Genomic DNA, 25,567 nt, shown 5'->3' on the forward strand with positions numbered 1-25,567 from the left:
TGTTATGCTGTCCATTGTCGGTTAATCTCGTTTAATAGGGTGTTAAAGTCTTGGTCGTTGGCGGCAATTTCACTCAATACATCATAGGCTTGCCCCAATCCACCGTGTTGGTTGAACGGGGTAAGTTCAAAGTCGTTCCTGTCGATGGCAAAGGAAGTGATGATGTGGTCACGAATCATGGTCAGCCATTGCATTTGTTCTTCAGTCAGCGGTTTGTCAGCGCGGGCGTTGTGTTCAAACGTCCATGTTTGGAAGTTTTTACGCACGGTTTTGCTAAACGGGGTGATTTTGCCATCAATGCCAATCACTCGGCGAACAAGGCTGACTAAGGCGGTGAGTTCGCTTTCTGCCTGTTCGCTGACGTTATCCAAACGCGCGTACGCCTGCCAAATATGAGTAAATGCCAATTTCGGTTTGGCTTTTTTGATGGCGGCTGCCAGCTCTTTAATCATCGCAAGGCTCAAGGCTTGGCGTTGATAAGGCTGATTATAGAAAATCTGCAAGGCGGTGATTTCGTCTTTGTTACTGCGTATCCATTCGGCAAAATCTTGGGTCAGGGTTTCATCATTTTCCGCCCAGCCTGCGTGGATGACTTCATCAATCTCGGCGTCAATTTTCTGCTCGTTTTGTTTGCGGATGTCGTCCAATGTGGTGATGAGTTCCATGGAAAGCGGACGTGCGGCGGCTTTGACGCGTTGTTTTTGTATCTGTAAAACGGTTTTTTCAGACGGCATCTCATCAATGGAAATACCTTCTTGTTCGCAGGCTGCCTGATGAATTTCGTCGGCATTGATGGCATGAAACAGGTCTTTGACCAATTGCGGTAATGGGACGCCGCCTGTGATGACGGTAATCTGCTGCTGTTGTTCGTTATCCAGCTGTTTGTTTAAACGGGCAAGGCGCGCCGCCAGTGAGCTGATGCTGTCGCTATCATATGCGCCGCCGAAGACGACGGCTTTTCCTAAATCGGAAAAGCTGACCGAACGTTTGGTGTCTAATTGTTGGCTTGCCGTTTTGAGCGATTTTGTAACGCCAATCGCATCGACAATCACATAATGGGTTTTGGCTGATGATGCGGATGGGCTGACTTTTTGTAAGCCTTCTTTATCAAGCGTGCGTGTGCCGCGCCCTTTCATTTGCTCGAAATAATTGCGGCTTTTAACATCGCGCATAAACAGCAGGCATTCGAGCGGGCGGACATCCGTTCCCGTGGCAATCATATCGACGGTAACGGCAATGCGTGGGTTGTAGCTGTTGCGGAAATTCGCTAAGACGGTTTTGGGTTCTTCGCCTTGTTCGATGATTTCGCCGTTCTCTCCCACAATATCGTCTTTGGCTTTGTAAGTGATTTTTTTGCAAAATTCGTTGCCTTGCCCGAACTCTTCCCGCACCATTTTGATGATGTCGTCGGCGTGGCTGTCGTTTTTAGCAAAAATCAAGGTTTTGGGTACTTCTTGACGATTTGGGAACATTACGGGCAAATGGTCGCGGAAAGTACGGATAATGGTGCGGATTTGGCTTGGATTGACAACATCCCTGTCGAGTTGCTTGGCGGTATAGTCTTCATCGCTATCTTGCTGCTGCCAGCGTTTACGGCGTGTGGTGCGCTCGCGGTGTTCGACCAGCTCTTCGGCTTTGAATTTTCCGCCTTCAAGGCTGATTTTGGTATTGATCAGATAGACCTCATTGCCTACGTTTACGCCATCGGCTACGGCTTGTTCGTGGCTGTATTCGCTGACGACATTTTGATTGAAAAAGCCAAAAGTGCGGTTATCCGGTGTGGCAGTTAAGCCAATCAGATAGGCATCAAAATAATCCAACACTTGCCGCCAAAGGTTGTAAATGGAGCGATGGCATTCGTCGATAAAGATAAAATCGAAAAATTCGGGTGGCAGATCCGGTTGATAGGCAACGGGCAATGGTTCTTTTAAGCGGTTTTCCCATTCTTCTAATTCCATGCTGTCATCCGGTATCGCCAGATCTTCCCCTTTTAATAGGGAATACATGCGCTGAATGGTACAAATGCAGACTTCTACGCCGTTGGGAATGTGCGGCGATTTAATGACTTGAGCGTTGTAGAGTTCGGTAAATTTGCGGTTGTCGTCAGACGGGGTAAAAACCAACATTTCCTGCTCGGCCTGTTCGCCCAAGTTGACGGTGTCGACTAAAAACAAAATGCGGCGTTTGCCTGTGTATTTGAGCAAGCGATACATAATGCTGATGGCGGTATAGGTTTTGCCTGCGCCTGTGGCCATCTGAATCAAGGCGCGCGGCAAATCTTTTGCCAAAGAATCTTGCATATTTTCTATGGCGGTTAATTGGCAATCGCGCAAACCAAGTTCAGCCGCAGACAGATGATTGGGATTGAGTGGCGGTATCGCCTTGAGTTTGGCACGCAGAGTGTTTTTGCCTTCGTTTGCCCATTTTTGCAATGTTTCAGGACGATGAAAATGAAATACTTCACGGGCACGCGGGGCTGGATCGTTACGGTTGGTAAAGCGTGTTACTACACCCGTGCTTTCATATAAAAAGGCAATCTCTGCTTGCGGAATATGCTTGAGTTTGCTGTCGGCATAACGAGCACTTTGCTCCTCAACCATATTGAGCTTATGGCCAAAGTTTTCTTCTTTGGCTTCAATAATGGCAACTGGCTCTCCATCAACAAATAACAGATAATCTACCGGACCGCTGTCGGTTAGATATTCACGCACCGCCACGCCCAAACTGCTGTTGCGATTAAAGTTCTTCACCGACTGTACCGCCCAACCCGACTGCTCCAGTTTTTGATCGATGATGTCGCGGGCTTGTTGTTCGGGGTGTTGATTGTAGGTTACCTGTTTGTCCATAGATATTTCCTAGATGGTGAGTTAAATCAAAAACAATCTTCAATTACTAGGTTTAATGATTTTAGTAAAATATTTTACAGCATCAATATAAAATTCCTATCGAAATCTTAAAATAGTGTTCAGACAGCGCTCTATTATTCACAAATTCTGAACAATAAAGTCCATCTTTAGAAATATTACATTTCTATAAGTTTCCCATAAAATAACCGCACTTTAATTAGTCGACCAGATAACACACAGGAGATTTATATACAACAACGTATCTAAATCCCACGAAACGGCATTAAATTGGTGGCCATGCTTTTCCTCCTGAAAACGTTGAGGAAACCCAACAATATCCACACCAGTGTAGTTGTTCATCTGGGCGGCGGAGTGAAAGAATAAACCGCCAGACTTTATGTGGGTAAACTTGCCGAAGCAAGTTTTTTCAGTGACTTATGATGCTAGCGAGCAAGGAGAAAGCTGTGGCGAACCGTGTTTTTTGGAAAGCCCATCGGCCCGTGTGGCAGACATTAGCTACATAATTGATTATTTCAATAACTAACCTTAAGAGGATAATAATCGCATTGGTGCACTTGGTGTTTGTACGGGTAGTTTATTGTGGGCAATGCGATTAAGAAACTAGTGGGTTTCTTTAAGGGAAATCCCTAATTATTATGGCTATCTTTTATGATACAGCCCTATTTTTCTAAGAAAAAGTCACATTCAAATAAACAATTGCTCAATGAATTTATTAAGAATATTTAATTTTTGAGGGAACAAAATTTACAACGTAATTTCATCAATGGATTTACCGAAACTCGGTACAAACACCTGCAAAAAATAATCCATTTCGGGGCTTTGCCATTGATCCATCAATTTTTCTAACCGCACTTTTGCCGATTTAAATTCCTGGTTGCCGTTTTCCAGCTCAAATTTCACCTTTATATAAGCGCAAATTAAATCCGCCTGTTTCACAATGTGCTTTTCTTCCTCTGCAAAACATTGATTATCCAAATAAGGTAAAAAATCGGCTTGTAATGCTTCCGGCAGTAAACTCATTAAATGCAATTCAGCCGCTGTTTCAATTTGTTTATAGGCGTGCGTGATCTCTTCATTGAAATATTTGATTGGTGTAGGCAAATCGCCGGTGAAAATTTCTGAGGTGTCGTGATACATCGCCATGACAGCAATTCGATCCGCGTTGAGTTGGGCACCGTAAAAACGGTTTTTAATGAGTGCTAATGCATGGGCAACAAAAGCCACCTGCAAGCTGTGTTCCGCCAAATTTTCTCGTTCAATATTGCGCATGAGCGACCAGCGCTGAATCAATCTGAGACGATCCAAACAGGCAAAAAAATGACTGGTTTTAACTTGTTCCATGCCACCACCTATTAATTAAGGGTATATTCTTCGATAACCACCGGAATGTTATACACTTGGCCCAAGCGGGAAATCTCAACCTGAACCCGTGTATTCGGACGCACATCCGCGATAAGTTTCATCATTTCTGCCGGTGAACGTGCCTCGACCTCATTGATTTTCAGAATAATATCGCCTGCCTGTAACCCGGCTTTTGCTGCCGGGCTATTCGGAATAATGCTGGTGATCAGCACACCTTGCGAAGATGCGCCTTGCCCGTTGCTAAATAAAATATCCGTTTGTACACCGAAATACCCCCGAATAACACGTCCATCACGAATAATTTTTTTCATAACGTCGTTTGCCAAATCAATGGGAATGGCAAAATTTAGCCCTTCTGCAATTTCATTGGCGGTTTTACCAATACTTAAGGTGCTGATACCCAATAGCTCACCGGCAGAATTAATTAGCGCACCACCGGAGTTACCTCGGTTAATGGAGGCGTCAGTTTGGATAAAGTTTTGGCGCCCCAGCGCTTCACCGACCGCACTACGCCCTACCGCACTAACAATCCCTTGCGACACACTTTGCCCCAAATTGTATGGATTACCAATGGCCAGCGCCACATCCCCCACATGCACAGGGCGGTTTGGGTTTTGTGGAATCGTAGATAAATTGTCCGCTTTGATTTTTAACACGGCTAAATCCGTTAATGCATCCGAACCAATGAGTGCCGCATCAAAAATGTTACCGTTTTGCAATGCCACCACAATTTGATCGGCATTTTGAATCACGTGCTTATTAGTCAGAATGTAGCCGTCTTTCGACATGATCACGCCGGACCCCAAGTTATTCACTTGGAACTGAGAGGAAGAGGAAGTAAAGGCTTGATTATAAACATTCACCACGGCAGGCGAGGCAATACGCACAGCATCCCGATAAGAAGCAACATCATGTTGAGATTCGGTGATTTTAGGCATGACATACAAAATCACGGCAGCGGAAGCCAAGCCGATAATCGCCGAATGAAAAAGTTTCTTTAGCATCAGTTCCTCATTTTTTTATATAAATTAATTTGAGATCGTCGCCGACAGGCTCGCAAGATTGTAGTTGCCATAAAGGCGCATCGGCAAGTTGCGTTAAATTAGGTAAATGGCATAAATCTCTAGCTTGATCGCCTAGTAATTTTGGCGCCATGTAAATAATCAGTTCATCCACCAGATTTTCAGCAATTAATGCACCTGCCAACGTCGCGCCCGCTTCCACCCAAAGGGTGTTAATTTGGCGTTTGCCTAACTCTGCCATCAATGCCTGCAAGCGCGTTTCGCCTTGATTTCGGTCTAATTGTAAGTACTCGGTAAAGACCGGAAAGCCAGTAAGCGGATAATTATCTTCGCCCACCAACCAAACCGGTGATTCCGTTGAAAACACCTTAAAATCCGACCGCACTTTGTGAGAGGAATCCAAAATCACACGCACCGGTTGGCGTAATTTTTCTTGGGCATAACCGGCTTTTACGTCAGACGGTAATTCTTCCCAACGCACATTTAAGCTGGGATCATCCGCCAGTACTGTTTGTGAAGTCGATAAGATTGCGGAAGCCTTGGCGCGATATTGCTGCACATCCGCCCTGGCCTGCGCGCTGGTAATCCATTTACTTTCGCCACTTGCCATGGCGGTTTTGCCGTCAATACTCATGGCCAGTTTTAACTGCACGAAAGGCTTGCCGGTACGCATGCGTTTCAAAAAACCTTTGTTTAGCTGTTCGGCATTTTCTTCTAATAATCCCACCGCACTTTGAATGCCTGCATCGCTTAAAATCTGTAGCCCTTTACCGGCAACTTGTGGGTTCGGATCGCACATCGCCGCAATCACTTTACTCACGCCGGCTTCAACCAAGCCTTTCGCACAAGGCGGCGTACGGCCAAAATGAGAACAAGGCTCTAAGGTGACATAGGCGGTTGCGCCACGTGCCTTTTCCCCAGCTTCACGTAATGCCATCACTTCCGCATGCGGCTCACCGGCTTTCGCATGAAACCCTTTGCCGACCACCTTGCCATCTTTCACCAAAACACAACCCACGGAAGGATTTGGCGTTGTGGTGAACTCGCCCTGTTTGGCTAAATCAAGCGCCAGTTGCATAAAAGCAACATCTTGCGGGCTAAATGGTTCGTTCATCAATGATCCTTTAAGTTTTCGATTTCTTGGCTAAATTCGTTGATATTATCAAAACTCAAATAGACAGAGGCAAAACGGATATACGCCACTTTATCTAAATTCTTTAATTCTTCCATCACTAACGTGCCCACCAATTTACTCGGCACTTCGCGCTCACCGGTCGCACGCAATTTATGAATAATACGGCTAATGGCTTTTTCCACATCGTCCGCACTCACAGGGCGTTTTTCCAAGGCATGCTGAATACCACGACGTAATTTATCTTCATTAAATGGCTCACGATTGCCGTTATTTTTAATCACTTTCGGCACAATCAATTCTGCCGTTTCAAAGGTCGTAAAACGTTCGTGACACTGACCGCACTCTCTGCGGCGACGCACCTGAAAACCGTCAGAAACCAAACGACTGTCGATTACCTTGGTTTCTTCTGTCGAACAAAAAGGACAACGCATACTTGTCTCCCATCATAAATAGCGAAAAAAACAACCGCACTTTGGCGTAAATAGCGCAGTTATTTTACAAATTATTTGCACAAAGTGCGGTATAAAAAACCAAAAATTATAAGTCTTACTTCAAGACAATCGTTTATAGCAAACGCAAGTAAACCGTGATTTCTTCCCGATCGTGATACAGGTGTTTTGCCTGTAACTGGAATTTTAACCCTTGTTGGGACAATTTATCCGCAATAAATTGCAGACATTGTTGTACTTCCGTATAGCGTTTTTTCATCGGTAGCTTCAAATTAAAGATCATGCTGTGACACCAACCGTTCAACAGCCATTTCACCATTAACTCGGCAATTCGGCTTGGCTGCTCTACCATGTCACACACCAGCCAATCAATTTTACGTCGTTTCGGCGGCTGAAACTTAAAACCGTCTTCCGCGCAATGCTCAATGCGCCCCGTATCATGCAGACTGGCTGCCATTTTGCCGTGATCGACAGCATATACAAATAAACCACGTTTCACTAACTGATATGTCCAACCGCCCGGACAAGCACCGAGATCAACGGCATACATGGTTTCGTTAAGCAATTCCGCTTCTTTTTGGCGCGGAATAAAATTCAAAATGGCTTCTTCCAATTTTAATGTCGAACGGCTTGGCGCATCGGCAGGGAATTTTAAACGTTGAATGCCCATTAAGTGTGCAGCATGATTGTGATTGTAAGAGTAGCCCACATAACACGCATTATTTTGTAAGAAAAAAACATGCAATGTCAGACCGCACTTTAGGTGATTTTTGGCACTCAGCCAGCCTTGCTTTTTCAATGCTTGGCGCAGTGGCACAGTGAATTTACGGCAAAATCCCAGTAATTCTTTCGCTTCGTTCGTATCGGCGGTTTCTACCCATAATTCATTGCTGTTTTTTAATGGAATGGTCTCTGCAATCTGTTGATATTGTTGAAGAATCGGGGTAATGCGATCCTGTTGCGGTAAATCCGTCAGCAAATCGGAAACCACGATCATTTGACGCGCAAAAATCAGCTGTTGAAAGGGCAATTCTCGCGCTAATAAATCCGCCTCACCGGGCTGATAACATTCAAAAATCACATAGCCGCTGTTTTCGGTAACACGGGCAAAGCCAAAGACGCCTTTTTCTGCTGCTTTATCGGTGATTTCTGCCGCCAACTCGCGCTCAAATCCCATCCGACAATATAATGCCAACTTATTCATTTTCTTGTTTATTTTCTTCTTGATTAATGGTTTGAATGATCCAGGAACGAAACGCCACAATGCGCTCATCATTACTGTTATCTAAATGATTGACCACATAAAAGGATTTCGGATCCCGCAAATGGGTATCAAATACCGGTTGTAAATTGCCGTTGTCCAACTCTTGTTGCGCTAAAAGTCGATTGGCAAGCACGATGCCTTGTTCATGAACTGCCGCTTGCAATGCCATGAACGTATGGCTAAAGATTGGGCCTTGCTGAATATTCAATTCTTCCAATGCCAAATAATTTGCCATATGTTGCCAATTATCGCGGGTATGAATGTGCAACAAGGTATGCTGTTTTAAATCCTGCGGCTGATGAATCGGCTTTTGTGCCAATAACTTCGGTGAGGCGAGAATGAGCAAATCTTCTTCCACCAAGGGATCCACTTGTAAGTTATCCCAGTTGCCTTTGCCGTAATAAATCGCTATATCAATATCTTGGCTGAGCAGACCTTCATCTTGATCGACCCCTTTTAAGCGCACTTCAATGTCGGGATACAATTTATTAAATTCGCTCAAACGTGGCACTAACCACTGAATACCGAAGGTTTGCGGCACGCTGATGGTTAAATGTTTATCATTTTTTAAGGCCAGCAATTTATCCGTTGCCTCAACCAATCGGTGTAGGATTTTCGTGATGTCGGCATAATAGGCTTTGCCAAAATCCGTTAATTCCAGCGCACGATTTTTGCGTTTAAATAATGCAACGCCTAAGAAATCTTCTAGTAGTTTGATTTGATGGCTAATTGCCGCTTGCGTCACAAACAATTCATCTGCCGCTTTTGTGAAACTTAAAAATCGGGCGGCAGATTCAAATGCTTTGAGCGAATTTAAAGGTGGCAAACGTTTATACATAGTATTTCTCAGTGATTCATTTTTTAGAAAACAATCAGATTATTTTTTTTAATCAGTTTGATAAAAAAATCTCTTTTGCCCATTATGCGCATTCTACTTAGAATGAAACCATACTTAAATCGTGATTTCTTCTTTGTTAAGATTTTCAATTAAGTATGATGTTGTGTTTGCATATTGTTTGGTTTTTCCAAACGTGAGTAACGAAAGTTACACTTTCTTTTCATTTCCTGTATATTCGGCCATTTTCGCCAGACACCGCTCCGCAAAAGAGCGGTGTTTTTTATGCAAAATTCTACCATAGTTAGCCGTTTATTTCTTGCGCCAGTTCACAAAACGCCAAAAACAATGCCGTTATTATTTCAAAAATTCAGTGATTTTTATGATGAAAATATTTTCAATCCAAATGGAATGGTGTAGATTAAAAACGATTTAATCGAAATATATTAAGGAAATAGCATGTCAGACTTACTTGATTGGAAAAATCTCGGATTCAGTTATATCAAAACAGATTATCGTTTTATCGCCTGTTGGAAAGACGGCAAATGGGACAACGGTGAATTAACGACAGATAGCACATTACATATTCACGAAGGTTCTACAGCACTGCATTACGGACAACAATGTTTTGAAGGCTTAAAAGCGTACCGTTGCAAAGACGGCTCCATCAACCTTTTCCGTCCGGATCAAAATGCGAAACGTATGCAAAACACCTGTGATCGCCTGTTAATGCCACAAGTGCCAACAGAATTATTTATTCGCGCCTGTAAAGAAGTGGTGAAAGCTAACGAAAAATGGGTAGCTCCTTATGGCACCGGTGCCACACTTTATTTGCGTCCATTTGTTATTGGCGTTGGCGAAAATATCGGCGTACGCCCTGCACCAGAATACCTTTTCTGTGTGTTCTGTTGTCCGGTTGGTGCTTATTTCAAAGGTGGCATGAAACCGTCTAATTTCTTGGTAACTGATTATGACCGAGCAGCACCGCATGGCACCGGTGGCGTCAAAGTCGGCGGAAACTACGCTGCAAGCCTATTACCACATGAACTTGCCGCAAAACGCCAATTTGCCGATGCCATTTATCTTGATCCGAAAACCCATACCAAAATTGAAGAGGTGGGCGCGGCAAACTTCTTCGGCATTACGCGCGATAATAAATTTATCACACCACGTTCAGACTCCATTTTGCCAAGTATTACCAAATATTCTTTGCTTCACTTAGCCAAAGAACGTTTAGGTATGGAAACCATTGAAGGTGATGTCTATATCAATGAACTCGATAAATTCGCCGAAGCAGGCGCTTGCGGAACCGCCGCGGTTATTTCACCTATCGGCGGCATTCAATATGGCGATGACTTCCATGTGTTCTATTCAGAAACCGAAGTCGGCCCAATTACTAAACGTCTTTACGATGAACTCACTGGTATTCAATTTGGCGATGTCGAAGCGCCGGAAGGCTGGATTGTGAAAGTCGAGTAGTGAGATATTAAAAAATACCGAAAAGAAAAAGTGCGGTGGATTTAAAACTATTTTAAAAATCCACCGCACTTTTTTGTTTGTTACTCGAAAGTTCAATTAGCTCATGCGATAGTTCGGGGCTTCTTTGGTGATGGTAACATCATGCACGTGGCTTTCTTTAATGCCTGCACCACTAATACGCACAAACTGGGCTTTTGTGCGTAAGTCATCAATGGTGGCACAGCCGGTTAAGCCCATGCAAGAACGCAATCCGCCCATTTGTTGGTGAATGATTTCTTTGAGCAAGCCTTTATAAGGAATACGGCCTTCAATGCCTTCCGGCACTAATTTGTCGGCAGCGTTATCGGATTGGAAATAACGGTCGCTTGAGCCTTTCGCCATGGCGCCAAGAGAGCCCATGCCACGATAAGATTTGAACGCACGACCTTGATACAATTCAATTTCGCCCGGTGCTTCTTCTGTACCGGCAAACATAGAACCGACCATGACGCAACTGGCGCCTGCCGCAAGTGCTTTCGCAATGTCGCCGGAGTAACGGATACCGCCGTCGGCAATGACCGGAATACCGCGATCTTTTAAGGCTTCAGCCGCATCAGAAATGGCGGTAATTTGTGGCACGCCCACGCCGGTGACAATACGGGTGGTACAAATAGAGCCAGGGCCAATCCCCACTTTGACTGCACTAGCACCGGCGTCAGCCAAGGCGAGCGCGCCTTCTGCAGTGGCGACGTTACCGGCAACAATCGGTAGATTCGGGTATTTTGCGCGTGTTTCACGTACACGTTGTAATACGCCTTCGGAATGTCCGTGAGAAGAGTCGATTAATAAGACATCGACGCCTGCTTTGACTAAGGCATCAATGCGTTCTTCGTTGCCTGGGCCTGCGCCAACCGCTGCGCCTACGCGTAAACGGCCGAATTCGTCTTTACAGGCATTCGGTTTTTGTTCTGCTTTTTGATAGTCCTTTAAGGTAATCATGCCTTTTAATTTGAAGTTATTATCAACAATTAACACTTTCTCTACGCGATGTTCGTGCATTAATTGGAAAATTTCTTCACGTTTTGCCCCTTCTTTGGCGGTGACAAGGCGAGACTTCGGTGTCATGAAATCGGCAACGGTTTTGTTTAGATCTGAAACAAAGCGGGTATCACGACCGGTGATAATACCGACCAAATTACCTTCAGCATCGACAACCGGATAGCCGGCAAAGCCATTTTTCTGTGCAATGGCTTTTAATTCACTGATGGTTAATGTGGGTGTTACCGTAATGGGATCGGAAACCACACCACTTTCAAATTTTTTCACTTTACGCACACGATCCACTTGGCGTTCAATGGACATATTTTTATGAATAAAGCCAATACCGCCTTCTTGTGCAAGGGAAATAGCTAATTTCGTTTCGGTTACCGTATCCATTGCCGCTGACAACATAGGAATGTTCAAACGAATTGTTGAGGTTAATTGAGTAGAAAGGTTAGCAGTGTTCGGTAACACAGTGGAGTGAGCTGGAACAAGAAGAACGTCGTCAAATGTGAGTGCTTCTTTTAAAATGCGTAATGCCATTGCAATATCTCTCTTTAAGTTAAAATGATGAAAAAATATTGCGGGCGGATTATACAGATCCATCCTGTATTTGAAAAGAAAAAATGATAAAAAATTTGCTTTTTTAGCGTATGATAACGGCTATTCAAACGCTGAAAAACAGGAAGAATTTATGGCGAAATTATTAGAATTACTGACAAGCGAGGTGGAAAATTCATTGGAAAATTTGACCGCACTTTTAGCTTGCAGCAAAGAGGAATTATTCGCAGAAGTGCGCCAGATGGAGCAACAAGGACTGCATTTTACACTAGAAAACGAGCATCTTTATGTGATCCCCGAATTACCTTTATTAAATGAAAAACGTCTAGCGGAGGCGTTAAAGCCTTATCATGTGGTGGTTAAACCGGTCATTTCTTCAACCAATCAATATTTATTAGAGAATGTTGCTCACCTTCAAAAAGGGGATCTTTGCTTGGCTGAATATCAAACCGCCGGGCGTGGTCGTCGTGGGCGACAATGGATTTCGCCTTTTGCCGGGCAAATTATCATGAGTTTTTACTGGCAATTGGATCCTCGTAAACCTTTAGATGGATTAAGTACCGTGATTGGCTTGGCGATTGTGCAGGCGTTGGTTGAATTGGACATGTACGGATTTCAAGTCAAATGGCCGAATGATATTTTGGTCAATGAGCGAAAACTTGCCGGCATTTTGGTAGAAATTGTAAACCGACCGAATGGTAAACTCAATTTGGTCGTTGGCATTGGCATGAATGTTTCTCTTGGGCAAGAAAAACAAATCGATCAACCTTGGGCAGAGTTGACGGAATTTTTCCCACATATTGATCGTGAGAAATTGATCATACAAATGGTCAATACCATTTATCGTTATTTAGCGCGTTTTGAACAGCACGGCATTGATGCGGAAATGCAACAACAATGGCTGGAATATGATGCCTATCTAGGTACTGAAGTGAATGTGATAAGCGAAAAAAGCACCATTTCAGGTATTGAACAGGGGATTAATGCACAAGGTCATTTATGTCTCATGACAGAAAAGGGTGTGCAATATTTTAATGCGGGTGAAGTCTCGTTACGGAAAAAGTAAAAGGTGATGAAAAAGCACCTTAGCAAAGGTTAATTCGTTAAGGTGCCATATTTAATGGAATTATTTTCTGTTATTTCGTGGCGGCTTTCATGCTGCGAACAAACTCAGCGAGCTCCGTTAAACATTGGGCATGATTTTCTAAATTTCGCTCAATGATTTTTACGGTTGCTGAACCGGAAATCGCACCGGCTGCACCAAGTTGTAATGCCTCTTTTACTTGCGATGGTTGAGCAATGCCGAAACCTTGCAGAATCGGTGGGGCATGGTGAGCCTTGAGTTGTTCAACAAGGGTATCTAAGTTAGCCGCATGCGCTTGGTTTTCTGCGCTGGTCACGCCGGCACGAGAAACCAAATAAGTATAGCCCTCGCTATTTTCAGCCACACCTTGCACCGTTTTGGCATCCGCATTCGGCGGACAAATAAAGACGGGCTGAACACTGTATTTTTTGGCTGCTTGGACATAGTCTTCTTTTGCCAATAATGGAATGTCTGCCACTAAAACGGCATCCACACCGACTTCCGCACAACGTTGATAAAAATTATCCAAGCCTTTGGCAAAAATTAAATTCGCGCAAAGCAACAGGCTAATGGGAATCTCCGGATATTTTGACCGCACTTTGGCAAGCAATTTAAAACTGTCTTCCGTGCTATGCCCGGCGTTAAGCGCACGATTATTGGCGGCTTGAATTACCGGACCATCCAATAAAGGGTCAGAAAAGGGAAAGCCCAACTCTAGGGCATCTGCGCCGTTATCCACGAGGGTACAAATAATCTCAAAAGAACGATCAAAGGTTGGATCGCATAAGGTAACGAAAGGAACAAATGCACCTTCCTTTTTTGCGCTTAACTGGGCAAAGGTCGTTTCAAAACGGCTCATGATTGCATTCCTTTTTCGTTTAAAATTTTATCTACGGTGAAAATGTCTTTATCGCCACGACCGGATAAATTCACCACCACAATTTGTTCTTTATTCGGCTCCTGATGAATCATTTTTAACGCCTGCGCCAACGCGTGAGAGCTTTCCAATGCTGGAATAATGCCTTCATGTTTTGCAAGTGCTTGGAACGCATTTAAGGCTTCGTCATCGGTAATGCTTGGGTATTCTGCGCGACCAATACTTTGCAAATAGGCGTGTTGCGGGCCGACAGAAGGGAAGTCTAGCCCCGCAGAAATCGAGTAGGATTCTTTCACTTGTCCGTCTTCTGTTTGCATTAACGGCGATTTCATCCCGAAATAAACACCCACTTTCGCATGGCCTAACGGCGCGCCGTGTTCACCGCTTTCAATGCCGTGACCGGCAGGTTCTACGCCAATTAGACGCACATTCGGTTCATCAATGAAATCCGTAAACATACCGATAGCGTTTGAGCCGCCGCCTACCGCCGCAATCACGGCATCCGGTAAACGACCTTCTTTTTCTAAGATTTGACGTTTGGTTTCTTCGCCAATCATTTTTTGGAATTCGCGTACAATGGTTGGGAAGGGGTGAGGGCCTGCCGCCGTACCCAATAAATAATGGGTGGTTTCATAATTTGCCGACCAATCACGCATGGCTTCACAACACGCATCTTTTAAGGAACAGGAACCTTTTTGTACAGGTACCACTTCAGCGCCCATTAAACGCATACGGAATACGTTGGGTGATTGACGTTCCACGTCTTTGGCGCCCATGTAAATACGGCAAGGCATATCCAACATGGCACAAGCAAGGGCCGTTGCAACGCCATGTTGCCCGGCGCCGGTTTCTGCGATAATGCGAGTTTTGCCCATGCGTTTTGCCAGTAAAATTTGCCCTAAAACTTGGTTGGTTTTGTGGGCACCGCCGTGGAGCAAATCTTCCCGTTTTAAATAAATTTTGGCTTTCGTGCCTTTGGTTAAGTTACGGCAAAGGGTAAGTGCGGTCGGTCTGCCGGCATAATTTTTCAGTAGATCCTGAAATTCACGTTGAAATTCGGGATCGTCTTTGGCTTCAACAAACGCTTTTTCTAATTGTTGTAGCACCGGTATGAGAATCTCCGGCACGTACATACCGCCGAACTCACCGAAATAAGGGTTTAAAATCGTGTCTGACATAGGCTTTCCTTATGACATTAAAAACAGGCTATCGTAGATTTTGTAGAAATTTATGACAGCGAATAAAACAACAAATACACTTGAAATCAGTTGAATTAACCAAAAAATTGCCCAAAGTAAAAAGGTTGCCATCGGGCTAAAACCAATCTCGGCAAGGATATTTTGTTGCTTTAAGTAAAAACTCCGTAAACTGAGTAAGTAAGCAGAGAGCATAATTAACAATGGAATGGCGACAAAGCAACGGATGACATAATAGACGATGTCGATTAAATCAGGCTCATTAATGTAGAAAAATAATCCTTTTCTAAACTCCGGATCTTTAATGTATTCCGTCATCACCATATACAGCACAAAAAACAGCAAGGCAGGCGTTAGCCCACGTAAAAAGGCCAAATAAGGCTCAGTAATTTCAGTTAAAAAACGGGAAAGTTTTCCAGGTTGTTTAGTCATTTTTGCTTACTTTTAACGGGTTAAAGGTTTGTGCTGTCGGCATAACTTCAATTCGGTTAATGTTTACATGCTCCGGTTGTTGGTTAAGCCATAACACGATATTGGCAATATCTTGCGGCGTGACATATTGTACGTTTTCATACACTTGTGCTGCACGGGCATCATCGCCTTTAAAGCGCACGTTGGAAAATTCTGTGCCGCCACATAAACCGGGTTCTACATTGGAAACACGCACGTTGGTGCCGGCTAAATCAGCACGGAGGTTTAAACTGAATTGTTTCACGAAGGCTTTTGTGCCGCCGTAAACGTTACCGCCCGGATAGGCGTAATTGCCGGCAATCGAGCCTAAATTAATGATATGCCCTTGATTACGCGCAACCATTTGCGGTAAAACCAAACGGGTTACGGTGACCAAACCTTTCACGTTGGTATCGATCATTTTTTCCCAGTCATCTAAATCGGACTTGTCCGCTGTTTCTAAGCCAAGAGCAAGGCCTGCGTTATTCACCAATAAATCAATGGCTTGTAATTCTGCCGGCAGTGTTTTTAATGCCTTTTCAGCTGCGTGACGATCCGAAATATCAAAGGCGAGAGGAAAGAATTGTTTGCCGTATTCTTGTTCTAATTGCGCTAAACGTTCTTGTCTTCTTCCTGTACCGATGACTAAATAACCGGCTTTCAATAATGTGCGACAAATGGCGTTCCCAAAACCGGCAGTAGCGCCTGTGACTAATGCAATTTTTGTCATGTTGATTTCTCCTTAATTGTGGAATTGGTGTGCGGCAACATTGATTTAAAAAATGACCGCACTTTTTACAATGAACAACATACTACTACACTAGTACAAAAAAATATAGGGTTTTCTGTAAAGATTTGAAAAAGAGGCTCGATCTAAAAAAGAATCACGAGAAGTGCGGTGATTTTTTCTGCTATTTTTGAGTGGCGATACCGGAAAGAATCATGGCAACAAAATGAATCAAGGAGGCCTTGGCCTCCTTAGTATTCACACTATTGATTAAAGGCACCATATTTATATTCTGTAATCATATTGGTATCGGTGATCACTTCCGGTTTGCGATTTAACGAGGAAAAATCGATCTTTTCGTATGGGATTAATGGTTTGCCATAAATTTGAGATGCCGCATTTTCTAGCTCTGCTTGAGAACTGAATACCGGTTGCACATTTTCCCATTTTAATTGGGATAGATTGTATTCCACTTGCTCTTTAGTGAGTTCAGGAATTGGATTCAATGAAGCTAATGACATATTCATATAGCTATAGCTGTATGGGAAAACCGCTTTTGAGGTATAGTGAGCGTCAAGGGAACTGGTCGTATTAAAATAAATAAAGCCATTCGGATTTAAATGCGCTTTTGCTAGCGTTAAAAATTCTTGACTTAGCAAATTGCTTGAATAATTTCGCCAGTGGAATGTTGTATTCATCAGAATAAAATCAAATTTTTTCTCCGGATTTTTATTTAACCAACGACGGCCATCATCCGTAATCAGATTAACGCGTTTATCTTGTAGGAATTTTTGCATTTCAGGATACATACCGGCAAGTTGCGGATAGGCAGGGTTAAGTTCAATAACCGTCATGGATTCTAATTCCGGCATGGAGGTAAGTACCCTTGTCCATGATGCTGTACTTAAGCCAATCACTAAAATATTTTTGGCATGAGGCGCAATAACCGGTAATAAGTAGGCACGTTCGATACCATTATGGTTATTTGTCAAGCTGGTATTTAACATGCCATCATAAACATTACCACCAAAAACCAGTTCATCGTTTTTATCGTTTAAATAAACTTGAATAAAGCCATGTTTATTTTCAATTAATTTCTCTAATTTTAATGGTTTTCCATCATCATCCATCCTTTTTGCCAGTGAATGAATGATTTCTTCAGGTAAAGTTAGGGTTGTTGTAATCACCATGATACTTGCAATGGCAGTCGCTATTTTTAACCATTTTTCTTTTACACAAAGCATGGCAGTCAACAACGTGATGAATATAACGAGAAAATAGGTCTGCTGTGTGGTAAAAATATCTAAAAGGTAAAAACCAATCAGTATTGGTGAGATGGTACAGCCGATAACATTGGCAAAATAAACATTAGAAATTGCCGCGCCGGTTTTCTTTTGTTCTGCACCAAGGTGATGCACGATTGGGAAAACAATTCCCCGTGCTAATGCACAAAAGAAAATGGAAATAATAAAAATACCGAATATACCTTGAATTGGGAAATAAATTAATAGCGCAATTGCCAAACAATCAAGTAGTGCTGAAAAATAAAGGAATAACCAATATAGTTGATATTTCCTTTACCGGATTGACATAGATTTTTACCAATCAGAGAACCGCAGGCAATACCTAATAAAAATAGCGCAAGTGTTAATGAAAAAATTTGCGGAAGAGAGACGCCATAGAAACTAAATAATCTAATCCAAATCACCTCAAGCCCTAAGCTGAGAAAACCACTTAAGAAGGACAGGATGATTGCTTTTTTCGTGATTGTCATGATTTACCCCTTTCTTCCGTATTTAATAAAAATAATTGTTGCAACAAGACAGTTAACGATTGCTGCTAAATAAATTACTTGAGTAATGGTTAAGTGATTAAATAGGAAAAAACCAACACTTATACAAGCAAATGCTGCACCTAATGTGTTGGTAAAATATAACCAGCCAATATTATTGCCAATATTATCAAAATGCTGGTTCAAATATTGTGTTAATAGTGGCAATGTGCTTCCCATGAGAAATGTTGGGAAAAGCAGCAATATAAAGTTAGACAAAGCAACAGTTGTCACACTTGAGTGCAAGAATAACGCTTTGACGAACTCAATTAAGGTCGGGCTTGCGAAACCAAAGATACCAATACCAATCTCGGTCAGGGCAAAATAAAGAATGATATGTTTAGAAAATTTATCCGCTATACGCCCACCAAAGTAAGCGCCGATACCAAGACCTGCCATAAAAACGGCGATAATAATAGTAATAGATTCTAGATCCACACCAAAGGCGGTAAATAACATTCTCTGCCAAGCGATTTGATAGATTAATGCGGCAAAGCCTGACATAAAAAAGACGGCTTTTACTGTTTTAGCACTATATTGATTCATCGTGTTACCCTAATCCTAATATAAGTAATAGATTAAAATGTTGGAATGTTATCATCCTTTAATGTGTCATAAGGAATATTTTCTTCAAAGTTAAAAACTTTAATATCCTTATCATCTTTATTTGAAAAGAAATTATAATGGGGATTTAACTCTTTTGTTTCTACGCCTATCCATTGAGAGAAACCATAAATAAAGTTAAATGCACTTCGTTTAAGATTAACTACCTCCCGAACCTTATCATCACTAGATATTTTAACAAAAGGAACGTCAAAGTTTTGTTTGTATTTATCACCAAAATCTAAATCAACCTCTTTTTTATCTTCTTTATGGGTATGAGATAAACCATGATCTGAAAAATAAATTAACGAATAAGGCTCATTTTGTTCTTTTAATAAAGCCACTACTTCCTCAATCAATTTATCTGTTTTTAAAATTGTGTTTACATAACAAGAGAGACTCTCATTAATAAATTCCAGCTTTTTCTCTTCTTCTTTAAGTCGTTGACAAAAATTACGATGTGAACCCATTAAGTGAATCACAAAAAGTCTCACATTATTTGAGTAAGTTTTTTCCTTGAATCTGGTTTTTAGTTCATCTAATAATGCCATATCATCGGCATTATTTGTCGTAAAACCGCCTTTTTTGGTGAAGTAATGAAAATCGGCAGCCACACCTAATCGGCTGGCGAGCGTATCATATTTGCCAATACTGCCTTGATTGGATAACCAAAACGTCTTTATACCGGCCATTTTAGCTAATGTAATAATATTATAAGAGTAATCTTTTTTGCCCTTATCTTTGGGATTGAAATGTAATGTATTTAACAGTGAATGATAAGTAGCTGGTGCACTAGAAATATAACCTGCATTAATATATCCCTTTGTTTTATCTAAGAATGGCGTGGTGGGTAAATTAAAGCCATAAGTTGACATATAGTCTCTTCTCGCACTTTCACCAATAATTAAAACATAATTCTTATATTGAGGTTTCGCCGAAATAATATGCCAAGGTGGAGTAATATTTTGCACATTTTCAAGATCGCTTTTATCATGATAATAATCAGCAATACTTTCAATGATGTTAGCATAAAATGAAATGAGATTAACTGGGCTATTAGCCAATGTCCAGTGTGCATCCACTTTATCATTGGATACATTTTGAATATAGAACTGGGTTGGCACCCAGATCACACTGAAGATTGTCACAATAGCAAGAAAGCCGTTTAAGATTTTTTTATGTTTTTGTTCTTTTGCTGAGATTTCTACTTGGTTAATCGCATATTTTTTTAGTTTATATAAAACATAAAAAGAGAATATAAATAATATGGGTAATCCTAAATTAGATAATTTAAGTTTCCCTAAAAATTCAAAAGATTCTGCCGGGTTAGTTTCAAAAAACGCGGCAATAATACCGGAATTTGGCTTGCCATAAGATAAATAGACAGGATAATAAAGAGATAATGTTATTGTAATAAATGTGACAAAATACCAAAATATTTTTCGATTAAATGAAAAAATTAAGTAATAGAGGATGTATATAACAAATAATCCATAAAAAATGCTATCTTCAGGAGAAATAGTTTGGGTAAGAAAAGAAAACCAAAATAGCCATAACCAAAATAGGCGAGAACGTAGATAATTAAGAAAATTTTTAGACATAAGTAAATAAAATGTAAAATTTTCCGTATTTTATACGTAATGACTTATTGACTCAATGATTATTACGGAGAGTAGTGTAAAGATTTGTTAAAATTTTGTCAGTTTTATCTGTATTTAGAAAGGGAATGAACGAATTGATTAAGCCCCACGATTGGGGCTTAGGTATTATGCGATGTTTAGCCTTCTTTGTTCAAGTTAAATTCAACGCTTGGGACAAAAAACATTTTGAATTTCAACCGCACTTAAGGTGGATATGACGGCTATAAATAGCCTTTTTCACCTCGTGGTAAGCTCACTAAACCGGAGCGGACGATCTCGATGACAACAGCTTCTTCTTTCAGCGTGTTTACAAAGGCATCAAGTTTATCTTTAGTGCCGGTGAGTTGGATAATGTAAGATTTCGTGGTAACGTCCACAATTTGTGCACGGAAAATATCCGTCAAACGTTTCAGTTCTTCCCGCGCTACGCCTTGCGCACGAACTTTAATTAACATCACTTCACGCTCAACGTGTTCACTGTCGCTTAAATTAATCACTTTGAACACATCCACCAATTTGTGCAATTGCTTTTCAATTTGCTCCAACACTTGTTCATCGCCGTAGGTTTCAATAGTCATACGGGATAACGTTGGATCATCTGTGGGGGCCACAGTCAGGCTTTCGATGTTGAAAGCGCGTTGTGAGAATAAGGCGACGACGCGGGATAACGCGCCTGATTCATTTTCGAGTAATACGGATAAGATTCTACGCATTATGCATTCTCCGGTTTAGTTAAAATCATTTCATTCATGGCGCCGCCACGCACTTGCATTGGGTAAACGTGTTCGTTTGCATCAACATTAATATCAACAAAGACCAGTTTATTTTTAATGCTGAACGCTTGTTTAAGCTTTTCTTCCAATTCTTCCGGTTTGGCGATTTGAATACCCACATGATCGTAGGCTTCCGCTAATTTCACGAAATCCGGTAACGAATTCATGTAAGTTTGCGAATGGCGACCGGAATAAATCAAATCCTGCCATTGTTTCACCATGCCGAGGAAATGGTTGTTCAAACAAATAATAACGATAGGAATGTCATATTGCTTCGCAGTAGAAAGCTCTTGAATATTCATTTGAATACTTCCATCACCGGTAATACAAACTACCGTTGCTTTTGGATCGGCCAGTTTGACACCAAGTGCTGCAGGCAAACCGAAGCCCATGGTGCCGAGACCACCAGAGTTGATCCAACGACGTGGTTTGTCGAACGGGTAGTGTAATGCAGCAAACATTTGGTGTTGTCCTACATCCGATGCCATATAAGCATTACCTTGAGTTAAACGATAGATGGTTTCAATCACTTGCTGAGGTTTGATTACGCGGCTGTGACGATCGAAATCTAAGCATTTCACGGCTTTCCATTGTTCGATTTGTTTCCACCAATCCGTTAAATCCGATTGAGATTTCGCAAGGTTTTCATCTTCTAATAATGATAAAAATTCATCTAATACGCTTTCTGCGCTGCCGACAATCGGAATCGCCACCGGTACGGTTTTGGAAATGGAGGTGGGATCCACATCCACGTGAATTACTTTGGCATGTGGGCAATATTTTGCGAGATTATTGGTGGTGCGATCGTCAAAGCGAACGCCGATACCTAAAATCAAGTCGCTGTTATGCATTGCCGTATTGGCTTCATAAGTGCCGTGCATACCAAGCATCCCGAGGAATTGTCTATCCGTACCCGGGAACGCGCCTAGACCCATAAGAGAAGAGGTGACTGGCAAATTTAACTGTTTAGCAAAGCGTGTTAAGGCATCGTGGCAGTTGGACGAAATCACACCACCGCCCACAAAAAGCACCGGTTTTTTGGCCACCAATAAGGCTTTTAAGGCTTTTTTGATTTGCCCTTTGTGACCTTGCACCGTTGGGCTGTAAGAACGCAAAGTGACTTCTTCCGGATAAGTGTAGGCAAATTTGTTTAATGGATTAACAACATCTTTTGGTAAATCAATGACCACAGGACCGGGACGGCCGGTGGAGGCAATATAAAAAGCTTTTTTTATGATACTCGGAATGTCTTCCGAGTTTTTAACTAAAAAGCTGTGTTTCACGACCGGACGGGAGATACCTATCATGTCGCATTCTTGGAAGGCATCGCTACCAATTAACCCTGATGGAACTTGTCCGGAAAGTACCACTAACGGAATGGAATCCGCATACGCCGTGGCAATACCGGTAATGGCATTGGTGGCGCCCGGGCCGGAGGTGACTAAAACACAACCCACTTTGCCGGTAGCTCGTGCATAGCCGTCAGCCATGTGTACTGCCGCTTGTTCGTGGCGTACTAAAATGTGTTCGATGCCCCCTAAAGTATGGATTGCATCGTAAATATCTAAAACCGCCCCACCCGGATAACCAAATAAAAATTCAACACCTTGATCACGCAAGGATTGAACGACCATTTCTGCTCCCGATAATTTCTTCATTTTTACCTCTTCCTATTTGCTTTAAAAAAGTATCGCTTTTTTTGACCGCACTTTTATACCGATAGTATAAGTTTGGCGCATTGCGGTTCAATGGAGATTATTCTTAACGAAAAGAGGTTTGCTTGTCTATTGAAAAGTTAAGAGAGGATTTAGTTTTTTAGCCTATTTTGCGAGATAAAATTCTGTATAAATTTATATTTTTGAAATTTTATAAATTAACTTTTAGTTTATATAGAAAAAATGCGACTTTATGTCGCATTTTATAAAAATTACAGAATTTAATTTTAAATTTGATTTTTGTGCGCGAGATCACAATTTATCGCTTTTTAAAGATAAACACGAGTAAGGTGAGCACGGCACCTGTAGTAATAAAACCAAGTAAGCCGGAGTAGGTGAACCCCACTACAACATAACCTGCAATAGTTGCTATTGCCACGGTAAGGGCATAAGGCAATTGGGAGGTGACGTGATCCATGTGGTCGCATTTTGCCCCAGTGGAAGACAAAATGGTGGTATCGGATACCGGTGAGCAGTGGTCACCGCAAACGGCTCCTGCCATGACGGCAGATAAGCAAGGCAGCATAAATTCTACAGATCCCGGCATGGCGTGAGAGGCAATAGCCGCAGCGATTGGCAACATAATACCGAATGTTCCCCAGCTGGTGCCGGTAGAGAACGCCATGACAGAAGCTAAAATAAATAACAATGCCGGCAATAAGGCAAGTGGCAATGTATCAGAAACTAAAGACGCTAAATAAGCACCGGTTTTCACATCACTTACCACATTATTAATTGTCCATGCGAAGAATAGAATGAGAATTGCACCGGACATGGATTTAATTCCCACGCCCCAAGCTTTAACATATTCGGGAACATTCACCAAACGATCGGCAAAAATACACAGTGATGCAACCAAAACCGCACTTAAACCCCCGGTAACTAATGACACGCCAACAGTGGTATTTTCAAATGCCCCTAAGATAGAGAAAGGCTTGCCGTCAGCTGCTAAGGCTTCATTACCGGTATACATCATGGCAGAAATGGTCACGATAATTAAGGTTAAAATCGGTAATACAAGATTACGTACATGGCCTTTTACCTCAGAAGATTGCGTTTCGGTAATCTCTTCTGCACTTAGAGCTAATTTTTCATGTTTTGCCATCGCACCGATATCAAAAGAAAAATAGGCAACAAAAAAGACCATGATAATTGAGAAAATCGCGTAATAGTTCATGGCGCTCATTGCCATAAACGCTCCAATGGGTGAGTAGCCGGTAATGGAGTAGGTGGCTAATAAACCTGCAATAAGCGTAATAATGTAAGCGCCCCAGCTGGATACCGGCATTAATACGCACATTGGCGCAGCAGTCGAATCTAAAATATAAGCTAACTTCGCGCGAGAAACTTTGAATTTATCGGTAATTGGACGCGCAATCGCACCCACCGCTAAGCTGTGGAAATAATCATCAATAAAGGTGATAAAAACTAAAGAGGCTGCCACTAATTTAGCACCTCGGCGACCTTTGATGTGCTTTTGCGCCCATTCAGCAAAGGCTCGGTTACTGCCAGACATGCTTAAAAGTGCGGTCAAAACGCCAAGCAATAATAAGAAAAGCAGAATGTTAATGTTGTTGCTATTTAATCCACCTTCTTTAATGAAGAGGGAAGCAATATTATTTTTTAAATACACCAAGGTATTTAACGGTTCAAAATTTGCCAGCATGGCGGCGCCGACTAAGATACCCACGCTCAAAGAAAGGAGCACTTTACGCGTAATAATCGCTAATGCTAATGCAAGCAATGGGGGAATAATTGACCAAATTGACGATGAGTAATCGATGAGTTCCATATGGTGTTCTACCTAAAATTAAGGGAGAACCACTGACTTTAAATACTTAGAATAACTAGAAATAATTTAAAAAGGCAGGCAAATAAAGACCTAACCTAACCAGTAGCGCTCCATAGTTTGATTGACTATGACAGTGACGGTTCTTTCGAAGACGCCACCAACCAGCTAAAACGACTCTTAACTGATTTCGGCAAACGTTCCTTTCCATTTTCTTCATCGTTATCCACTCTGAAAATATACTTATAACGTTTGCACCTCTACGTATGTATAGGACGCTATAAGACTACAATAAAAACAGAGAAATGCCAATATAAAAGAGATGTCATTGATATAAAATAATTTAAGAAATAGATATTTACCTTGGTATATAATTTGTTTATCATAATTCGGGTTCCAGTTTACTTATATTAATACCAGAGGAGAAAATTAATGAGTGAAGTATTGAAAGTATTGTCTAATATCCGTAGCTTGCGTCTTGCTACGCGTGATTTTTCTGTAGAGCAATTAGAAAATCTTCTTGAAAAGATTGAGACGCTTGTTTCTGAGAAAAAAGTAGAGTTAGCGAAAGCTCAAGAAGAAGAAAATGCACGCCAAGAACGGATCGTAAAATATAAAGAATTACTTGAAAAAGAAGGAATTTCTAGACAAGAATTAGCTGAAATTTTAGGCTTGGATGTGTCTGAAAAAGTCAGCGGTGTTTCTAAAAAACGTTCATCAAGACCCGCAAAATATCAATATGTTGATGAAAATGGCGTAACAAAAACGTGGACCGGTCAAGGCAGAACACCGAAGGCCATTCAGGCGCAATTAGATCAAGGAAAGCCTTTGTCTTCTTTTGAAATTTAATTGATAACAATGACTAAAAGAAACCCATTTTTATGGGTT

General features: G+C 41.8%; 21 protein-coding genes, 2 pseudogenes and 1 riboswitch. Of the genes and pseudogenes, 4 read left to right on the forward strand and 19 right to left on the reverse strand.

Annotation, left to right across the window (positions count from 1 at the left end; all coding sequences use genetic code 11):
* Positions 1-2 precede the first annotated feature (2 nt).
* The 7 genes from HMPREF9065_RS01075 to HMPREF9065_RS01045 form a co-directional block, all read right to left on the reverse strand.
* Positions 3-2,846: a type I restriction endonuclease subunit R gene (locus HMPREF9065_RS01075; protein WP_021616928.1), complete on the reverse strand. Its 2,844-nt coding sequence runs from the start codon at positions 2,844-2,846 to the stop codon at positions 3-5.
* A gap of 765 nt (positions 2,847-3,611) precedes the next feature.
* Positions 3,612-4,208: a 5'-deoxynucleotidase gene (gene yfbR, locus HMPREF9065_RS01070; protein WP_021616929.1), complete on the reverse strand. Its 597-nt coding sequence runs from the start codon at positions 4,206-4,208 to the stop codon at positions 3,612-3,614.
* Positions 4,209-4,219: 11 nt separating this feature from the next.
* Positions 4,220-5,233, reverse strand: a complete 1,014-nt coding sequence (degS, locus tag HMPREF9065_RS01065) for an outer membrane-stress sensor serine endopeptidase DegS (RefSeq protein ID WP_021616930.1) — start codon at positions 5,231-5,233, stop codon at positions 4,220-4,222.
* 7 nt (positions 5,234-5,240) lie between these two features.
* Complete coding sequence (gene ribD / locus HMPREF9065_RS01060) at positions 5,241-6,365, reverse strand: bifunctional diaminohydroxyphosphoribosylaminopyrimidine deaminase/5-amino-6-(5-phosphoribosylamino)uracil reductase RibD (RefSeq protein ID WP_021616931.1); 1,125 nt, start codon at positions 6,363-6,365, stop codon at positions 5,241-5,243.
* The gene (gene nrdR, locus HMPREF9065_RS01055) at positions 6,365-6,817 is read right to left on the reverse strand and encodes a transcriptional regulator NrdR (protein WP_006718479.1); all 453 of its coding nucleotides are present in this window, start codon (positions 6,815-6,817) and stop codon (positions 6,365-6,367) included. Before nrdR ends, ribD begins: the two co-directional genes overlap by 1 nt.
* A 133-nt stretch (positions 6,818-6,950) precedes the next feature.
* A complete protein-coding gene (rlmM, locus tag HMPREF9065_RS01050) occupies positions 6,951-8,039 on the reverse strand; it encodes a 23S rRNA (cytidine(2498)-2'-O)-methyltransferase RlmM (protein WP_021616932.1) in 1,089 nt (362 codons plus the stop codon).
* Positions 8,032-8,937 (reverse strand): transcriptional regulator GcvA, encoded by a 906-nt coding sequence (locus HMPREF9065_RS01045; protein ID WP_021616933.1) that lies wholly within the window; start codon positions 8,935-8,937, stop codon positions 8,032-8,034. The genes rlmM and HMPREF9065_RS01045 overlap by 8 nt, the downstream gene beginning before the upstream one ends.
* A gap of 282 nt (positions 8,938-9,219) precedes the next feature.
* On the opposite strand from HMPREF9065_RS01045, the gene HMPREF9065_RS10425 reads away from it, so the two are divergent.
* Positions 9,220-9,354, forward strand: coding sequence for a hypothetical protein (locus tag HMPREF9065_RS10425; protein WP_021616935.1), 135 nt, complete (start codon positions 9,220-9,222; stop codon positions 9,352-9,354).
* Positions 9,355-9,393: 39 nt separating this feature from the next.
* Positions 9,394-10,413, forward strand: coding sequence for a branched-chain amino acid aminotransferase (locus HMPREF9065_RS01040; RefSeq protein ID WP_021616936.1), 1,020 nt, complete (start codon positions 9,394-9,396; stop codon positions 10,411-10,413).
* Between the two features lie 96 nt (positions 10,414-10,509).
* On the opposite strand, the gene guaB is transcribed toward HMPREF9065_RS01040, so the two are convergent.
* Positions 10,510-11,976, reverse strand: a complete 1,467-nt coding sequence (guaB, locus tag HMPREF9065_RS01035; RefSeq protein ID WP_033002759.1) for an IMP dehydrogenase — start codon at positions 11,974-11,976, stop codon at positions 10,510-10,512.
* A gap of 136 nt (positions 11,977-12,112) precedes the next feature.
* Here guaB and birA point away from each other — a divergent pair.
* Positions 12,113-13,060: pseudogene (gene birA, locus HMPREF9065_RS01030) on the forward strand (bifunctional biotin--[acetyl-CoA-carboxylase] ligase/biotin operon repressor BirA); the annotation flags it as partial.
* A 70-nt stretch (positions 13,061-13,130) separates the two neighbouring features.
* Here birA and trpA read toward each other — a convergent pair.
* The 11 genes and pseudogenes from trpA to HMPREF9065_RS00980 all read right to left on the reverse strand — a co-directional run bounded on the left by trpA (position 13,131) and on the right by HMPREF9065_RS00980 (position 24,682).
* Positions 13,131-13,937: a tryptophan synthase subunit alpha gene (gene trpA, locus HMPREF9065_RS01025; RefSeq protein ID WP_021616939.1), complete on the reverse strand. Its 807-nt coding sequence runs from the start codon at positions 13,935-13,937 to the stop codon at positions 13,131-13,133.
* Positions 13,934-15,133, reverse strand: coding sequence for a tryptophan synthase subunit beta (trpB, locus tag HMPREF9065_RS01020; protein WP_021616940.1), 1,200 nt, complete (start codon positions 15,131-15,133; stop codon positions 13,934-13,936). Before trpB ends, trpA begins: the two co-directional genes overlap by 4 nt.
* Before the next feature lie 9 nt (positions 15,134-15,142).
* Entirely contained in the window at positions 15,143-15,583 is a 441-nt protein-coding gene (locus HMPREF9065_RS01015; protein WP_021616941.1) for a hypothetical protein, read from the reverse strand.
* Positions 15,576-16,331, reverse strand: a complete 756-nt coding sequence (locus HMPREF9065_RS01010) for an SDR family oxidoreductase (RefSeq protein WP_021616942.1) — start codon at positions 16,329-16,331, stop codon at positions 15,576-15,578. Before HMPREF9065_RS01010 ends, HMPREF9065_RS01015 begins: the two co-directional genes overlap by 8 nt.
* 260 nt (positions 16,332-16,591) lie before the next feature.
* The gene (locus tag HMPREF9065_RS09745; RefSeq protein WP_021616943.1) at positions 16,592-17,851 is read right to left on the reverse strand and encodes a fused MFS/spermidine synthase; all 1,260 of its coding nucleotides are present in this window, start codon (positions 17,849-17,851) and stop codon (positions 16,592-16,594) included.
* Complete coding sequence (locus tag HMPREF9065_RS10400; protein ID WP_021616944.1) at positions 17,833-18,102, reverse strand: hypothetical protein; 270 nt, start codon at positions 18,100-18,102, stop codon at positions 17,833-17,835. Before HMPREF9065_RS10400 ends, HMPREF9065_RS09745 begins: the two co-directional genes overlap by 19 nt.
* Positions 18,038-18,705, reverse strand: a pseudogene (locus HMPREF9065_RS01000) (fused MFS/spermidine synthase). Before HMPREF9065_RS01000 ends, HMPREF9065_RS10400 begins: the two are co-directional and overlap by 65 nt.
* 32 nt (positions 18,706-18,737) lie before the next feature.
* A complete protein-coding gene (locus tag HMPREF9065_RS00995; RefSeq protein ID WP_021616946.1) occupies positions 18,738-20,363 on the reverse strand; it encodes a phosphoethanolamine transferase in 1,626 nt (541 codons plus the stop codon).
* A gap of 260 nt (positions 20,364-20,623) precedes the next feature.
* On the reverse strand, positions 20,624-21,115 hold the full coding sequence (gene ilvN / locus HMPREF9065_RS00990; protein ID WP_021616948.1) for an acetolactate synthase small subunit: 492 nt from the start codon (positions 21,113-21,115) through the stop codon (positions 20,624-20,626).
* Positions 21,115-22,833 carry an acetolactate synthase 3 large subunit gene (locus HMPREF9065_RS00985; RefSeq protein WP_021616949.1) on the reverse strand — a complete coding sequence of 573 codons (1,719 nt, stop codon included), beginning with the start codon at positions 22,831-22,833 and terminating at the stop codon, positions 21,115-21,117. Before HMPREF9065_RS00985 ends, ilvN begins: the two co-directional genes overlap by 1 nt.
* A gap of 316 nt (positions 22,834-23,149) precedes the next feature.
* Positions 23,150-24,682, reverse strand: a complete 1,533-nt coding sequence (locus tag HMPREF9065_RS00980; RefSeq protein ID WP_033002760.1) for a Na+/H+ antiporter NhaC family protein — start codon at positions 24,680-24,682, stop codon at positions 23,150-23,152.
* A 95-nt stretch (positions 24,683-24,777) separates the two neighbouring features.
* Positions 24,778-24,950: riboswitch (Lysine riboswitch) on the reverse strand.
* A 161-nt stretch (positions 24,951-25,111) separates the two neighbouring features.
* Between HMPREF9065_RS00980 and HMPREF9065_RS00975 the strand changes: the two genes are divergently transcribed.
* Positions 25,112-25,528: an H-NS family histone-like protein gene (locus HMPREF9065_RS00975; RefSeq protein WP_021616952.1), complete on the forward strand. Its 417-nt coding sequence runs from the start codon at positions 25,112-25,114 to the stop codon at positions 25,526-25,528.
* Positions 25,529-25,567: the final 39 nt, after the last annotated feature.

It is taken from the genome of Aggregatibacter sp. oral taxon 458 str. W10330 (assembly GCF_000466335.1).
Classification (GTDB): domain Bacteria; phylum Pseudomonadota; class Gammaproteobacteria; order Enterobacterales; family Pasteurellaceae; genus Aggregatibacter.

What these genes read in the sequence shown, in the direction of transcription:
- HMPREF9065_RS01075 (WP_021616928.1), bottom strand. Translation starts at nt 2,846, where the DNA reads ATGGACAAACAGGTAACCTACAATCAACACCCCGAACAACAAGCCCGC.
- yfbR (WP_021616929.1), bottom strand. Translation starts at nt 4,208, where the DNA reads ATGGAACAAGTTAAAACCAGTCATTTTTTTGCCTGTTTGGATCGTCTC.
- degS (WP_021616930.1), bottom strand. Translation starts at nt 5,233, where the DNA reads ATGCTAAAGAAACTTTTTCATTCGGCGATTATCGGCTTGGCTTCCGCT.
- ribD (WP_021616931.1), bottom strand. Translation starts at nt 6,365, where the DNA reads ATGAACGAACCATTTAGCCCGCAAGATGTTGCTTTTATGCAACTGGCG.
- nrdR (WP_006718479.1), bottom strand. Translation starts at nt 6,817, where the DNA reads ATGCGTTGTCCTTTTTGTTCGACAGAAGAAACCAAGGTAATCGACAGT.
- rlmM (WP_021616932.1), bottom strand. Translation starts at nt 8,039, where the DNA reads ATGAATAAGTTGGCATTATATTGTCGGATGGGATTTGAGCGCGAGTTG.
- HMPREF9065_RS01045 (WP_021616933.1), bottom strand. Translation starts at nt 8,937, where the DNA reads ATGTATAAACGTTTGCCACCTTTAAATTCGCTCAAAGCATTTGAATCT.
- HMPREF9065_RS10425 (WP_021616935.1), top strand. Translation starts at nt 9,220, where the DNA reads ATGCAAAATTCTACCATAGTTAGCCGTTTATTTCTTGCGCCAGTTCAC.
- HMPREF9065_RS01040 (WP_021616936.1), top strand. Translation starts at nt 9,394, where the DNA reads ATGTCAGACTTACTTGATTGGAAAAATCTCGGATTCAGTTATATCAAA.
- guaB (WP_033002759.1), bottom strand. Translation starts at nt 11,976, where the DNA reads ATGGCATTACGCATTTTAAAAGAAGCACTCACATTTGACGACGTTCTT.
- trpA (WP_021616939.1), bottom strand. Translation starts at nt 13,937, where the DNA reads ATGAGCCGTTTTGAAACGACCTTTGCCCAGTTAAGCGCAAAAAAGGAA.
- trpB (WP_021616940.1), bottom strand. Translation starts at nt 15,133, where the DNA reads ATGTCAGACACGATTTTAAACCCTTATTTCGGTGAGTTCGGCGGTATG.
- HMPREF9065_RS01015 (WP_021616941.1), bottom strand. Translation starts at nt 15,583, where the DNA reads ATGACTAAACAACCTGGAAAACTTTCCCGTTTTTTAACTGAAATTACT.
- HMPREF9065_RS01010 (WP_021616942.1), bottom strand. Translation starts at nt 16,331, where the DNA reads ATGACAAAAATTGCATTAGTCACAGGCGCTACTGCCGGTTTTGGGAAC.
- HMPREF9065_RS10400 (WP_021616944.1), bottom strand. Translation starts at nt 18,102, where the DNA reads ATGACAATCACGAAAAAAGCAATCATCCTGTCCTTCTTAAGTGGTTTT.
- HMPREF9065_RS00995 (WP_021616946.1), bottom strand. Translation starts at nt 20,363, where the DNA reads ATGTCTAAAAATTTTCTTAATTATCTACGTTCTCGCCTATTTTGGTTA.
- ilvN (WP_021616948.1), bottom strand. Translation starts at nt 21,115, where the DNA reads ATGCGTAGAATCTTATCCGTATTACTCGAAAATGAATCAGGCGCGTTA.
- HMPREF9065_RS00985 (WP_021616949.1), bottom strand. Translation starts at nt 22,833, where the DNA reads ATGAAGAAATTATCGGGAGCAGAAATGGTCGTTCAATCCTTGCGTGAT.
- HMPREF9065_RS00980 (WP_033002760.1), bottom strand. Translation starts at nt 24,682, where the DNA reads ATGGAACTCATCGATTACTCATCGTCAATTTGGTCAATTATTCCCCCA.
- HMPREF9065_RS00975 (WP_021616952.1), top strand. Translation starts at nt 25,112, where the DNA reads ATGAGTGAAGTATTGAAAGTATTGTCTAATATCCGTAGCTTGCGTCTT.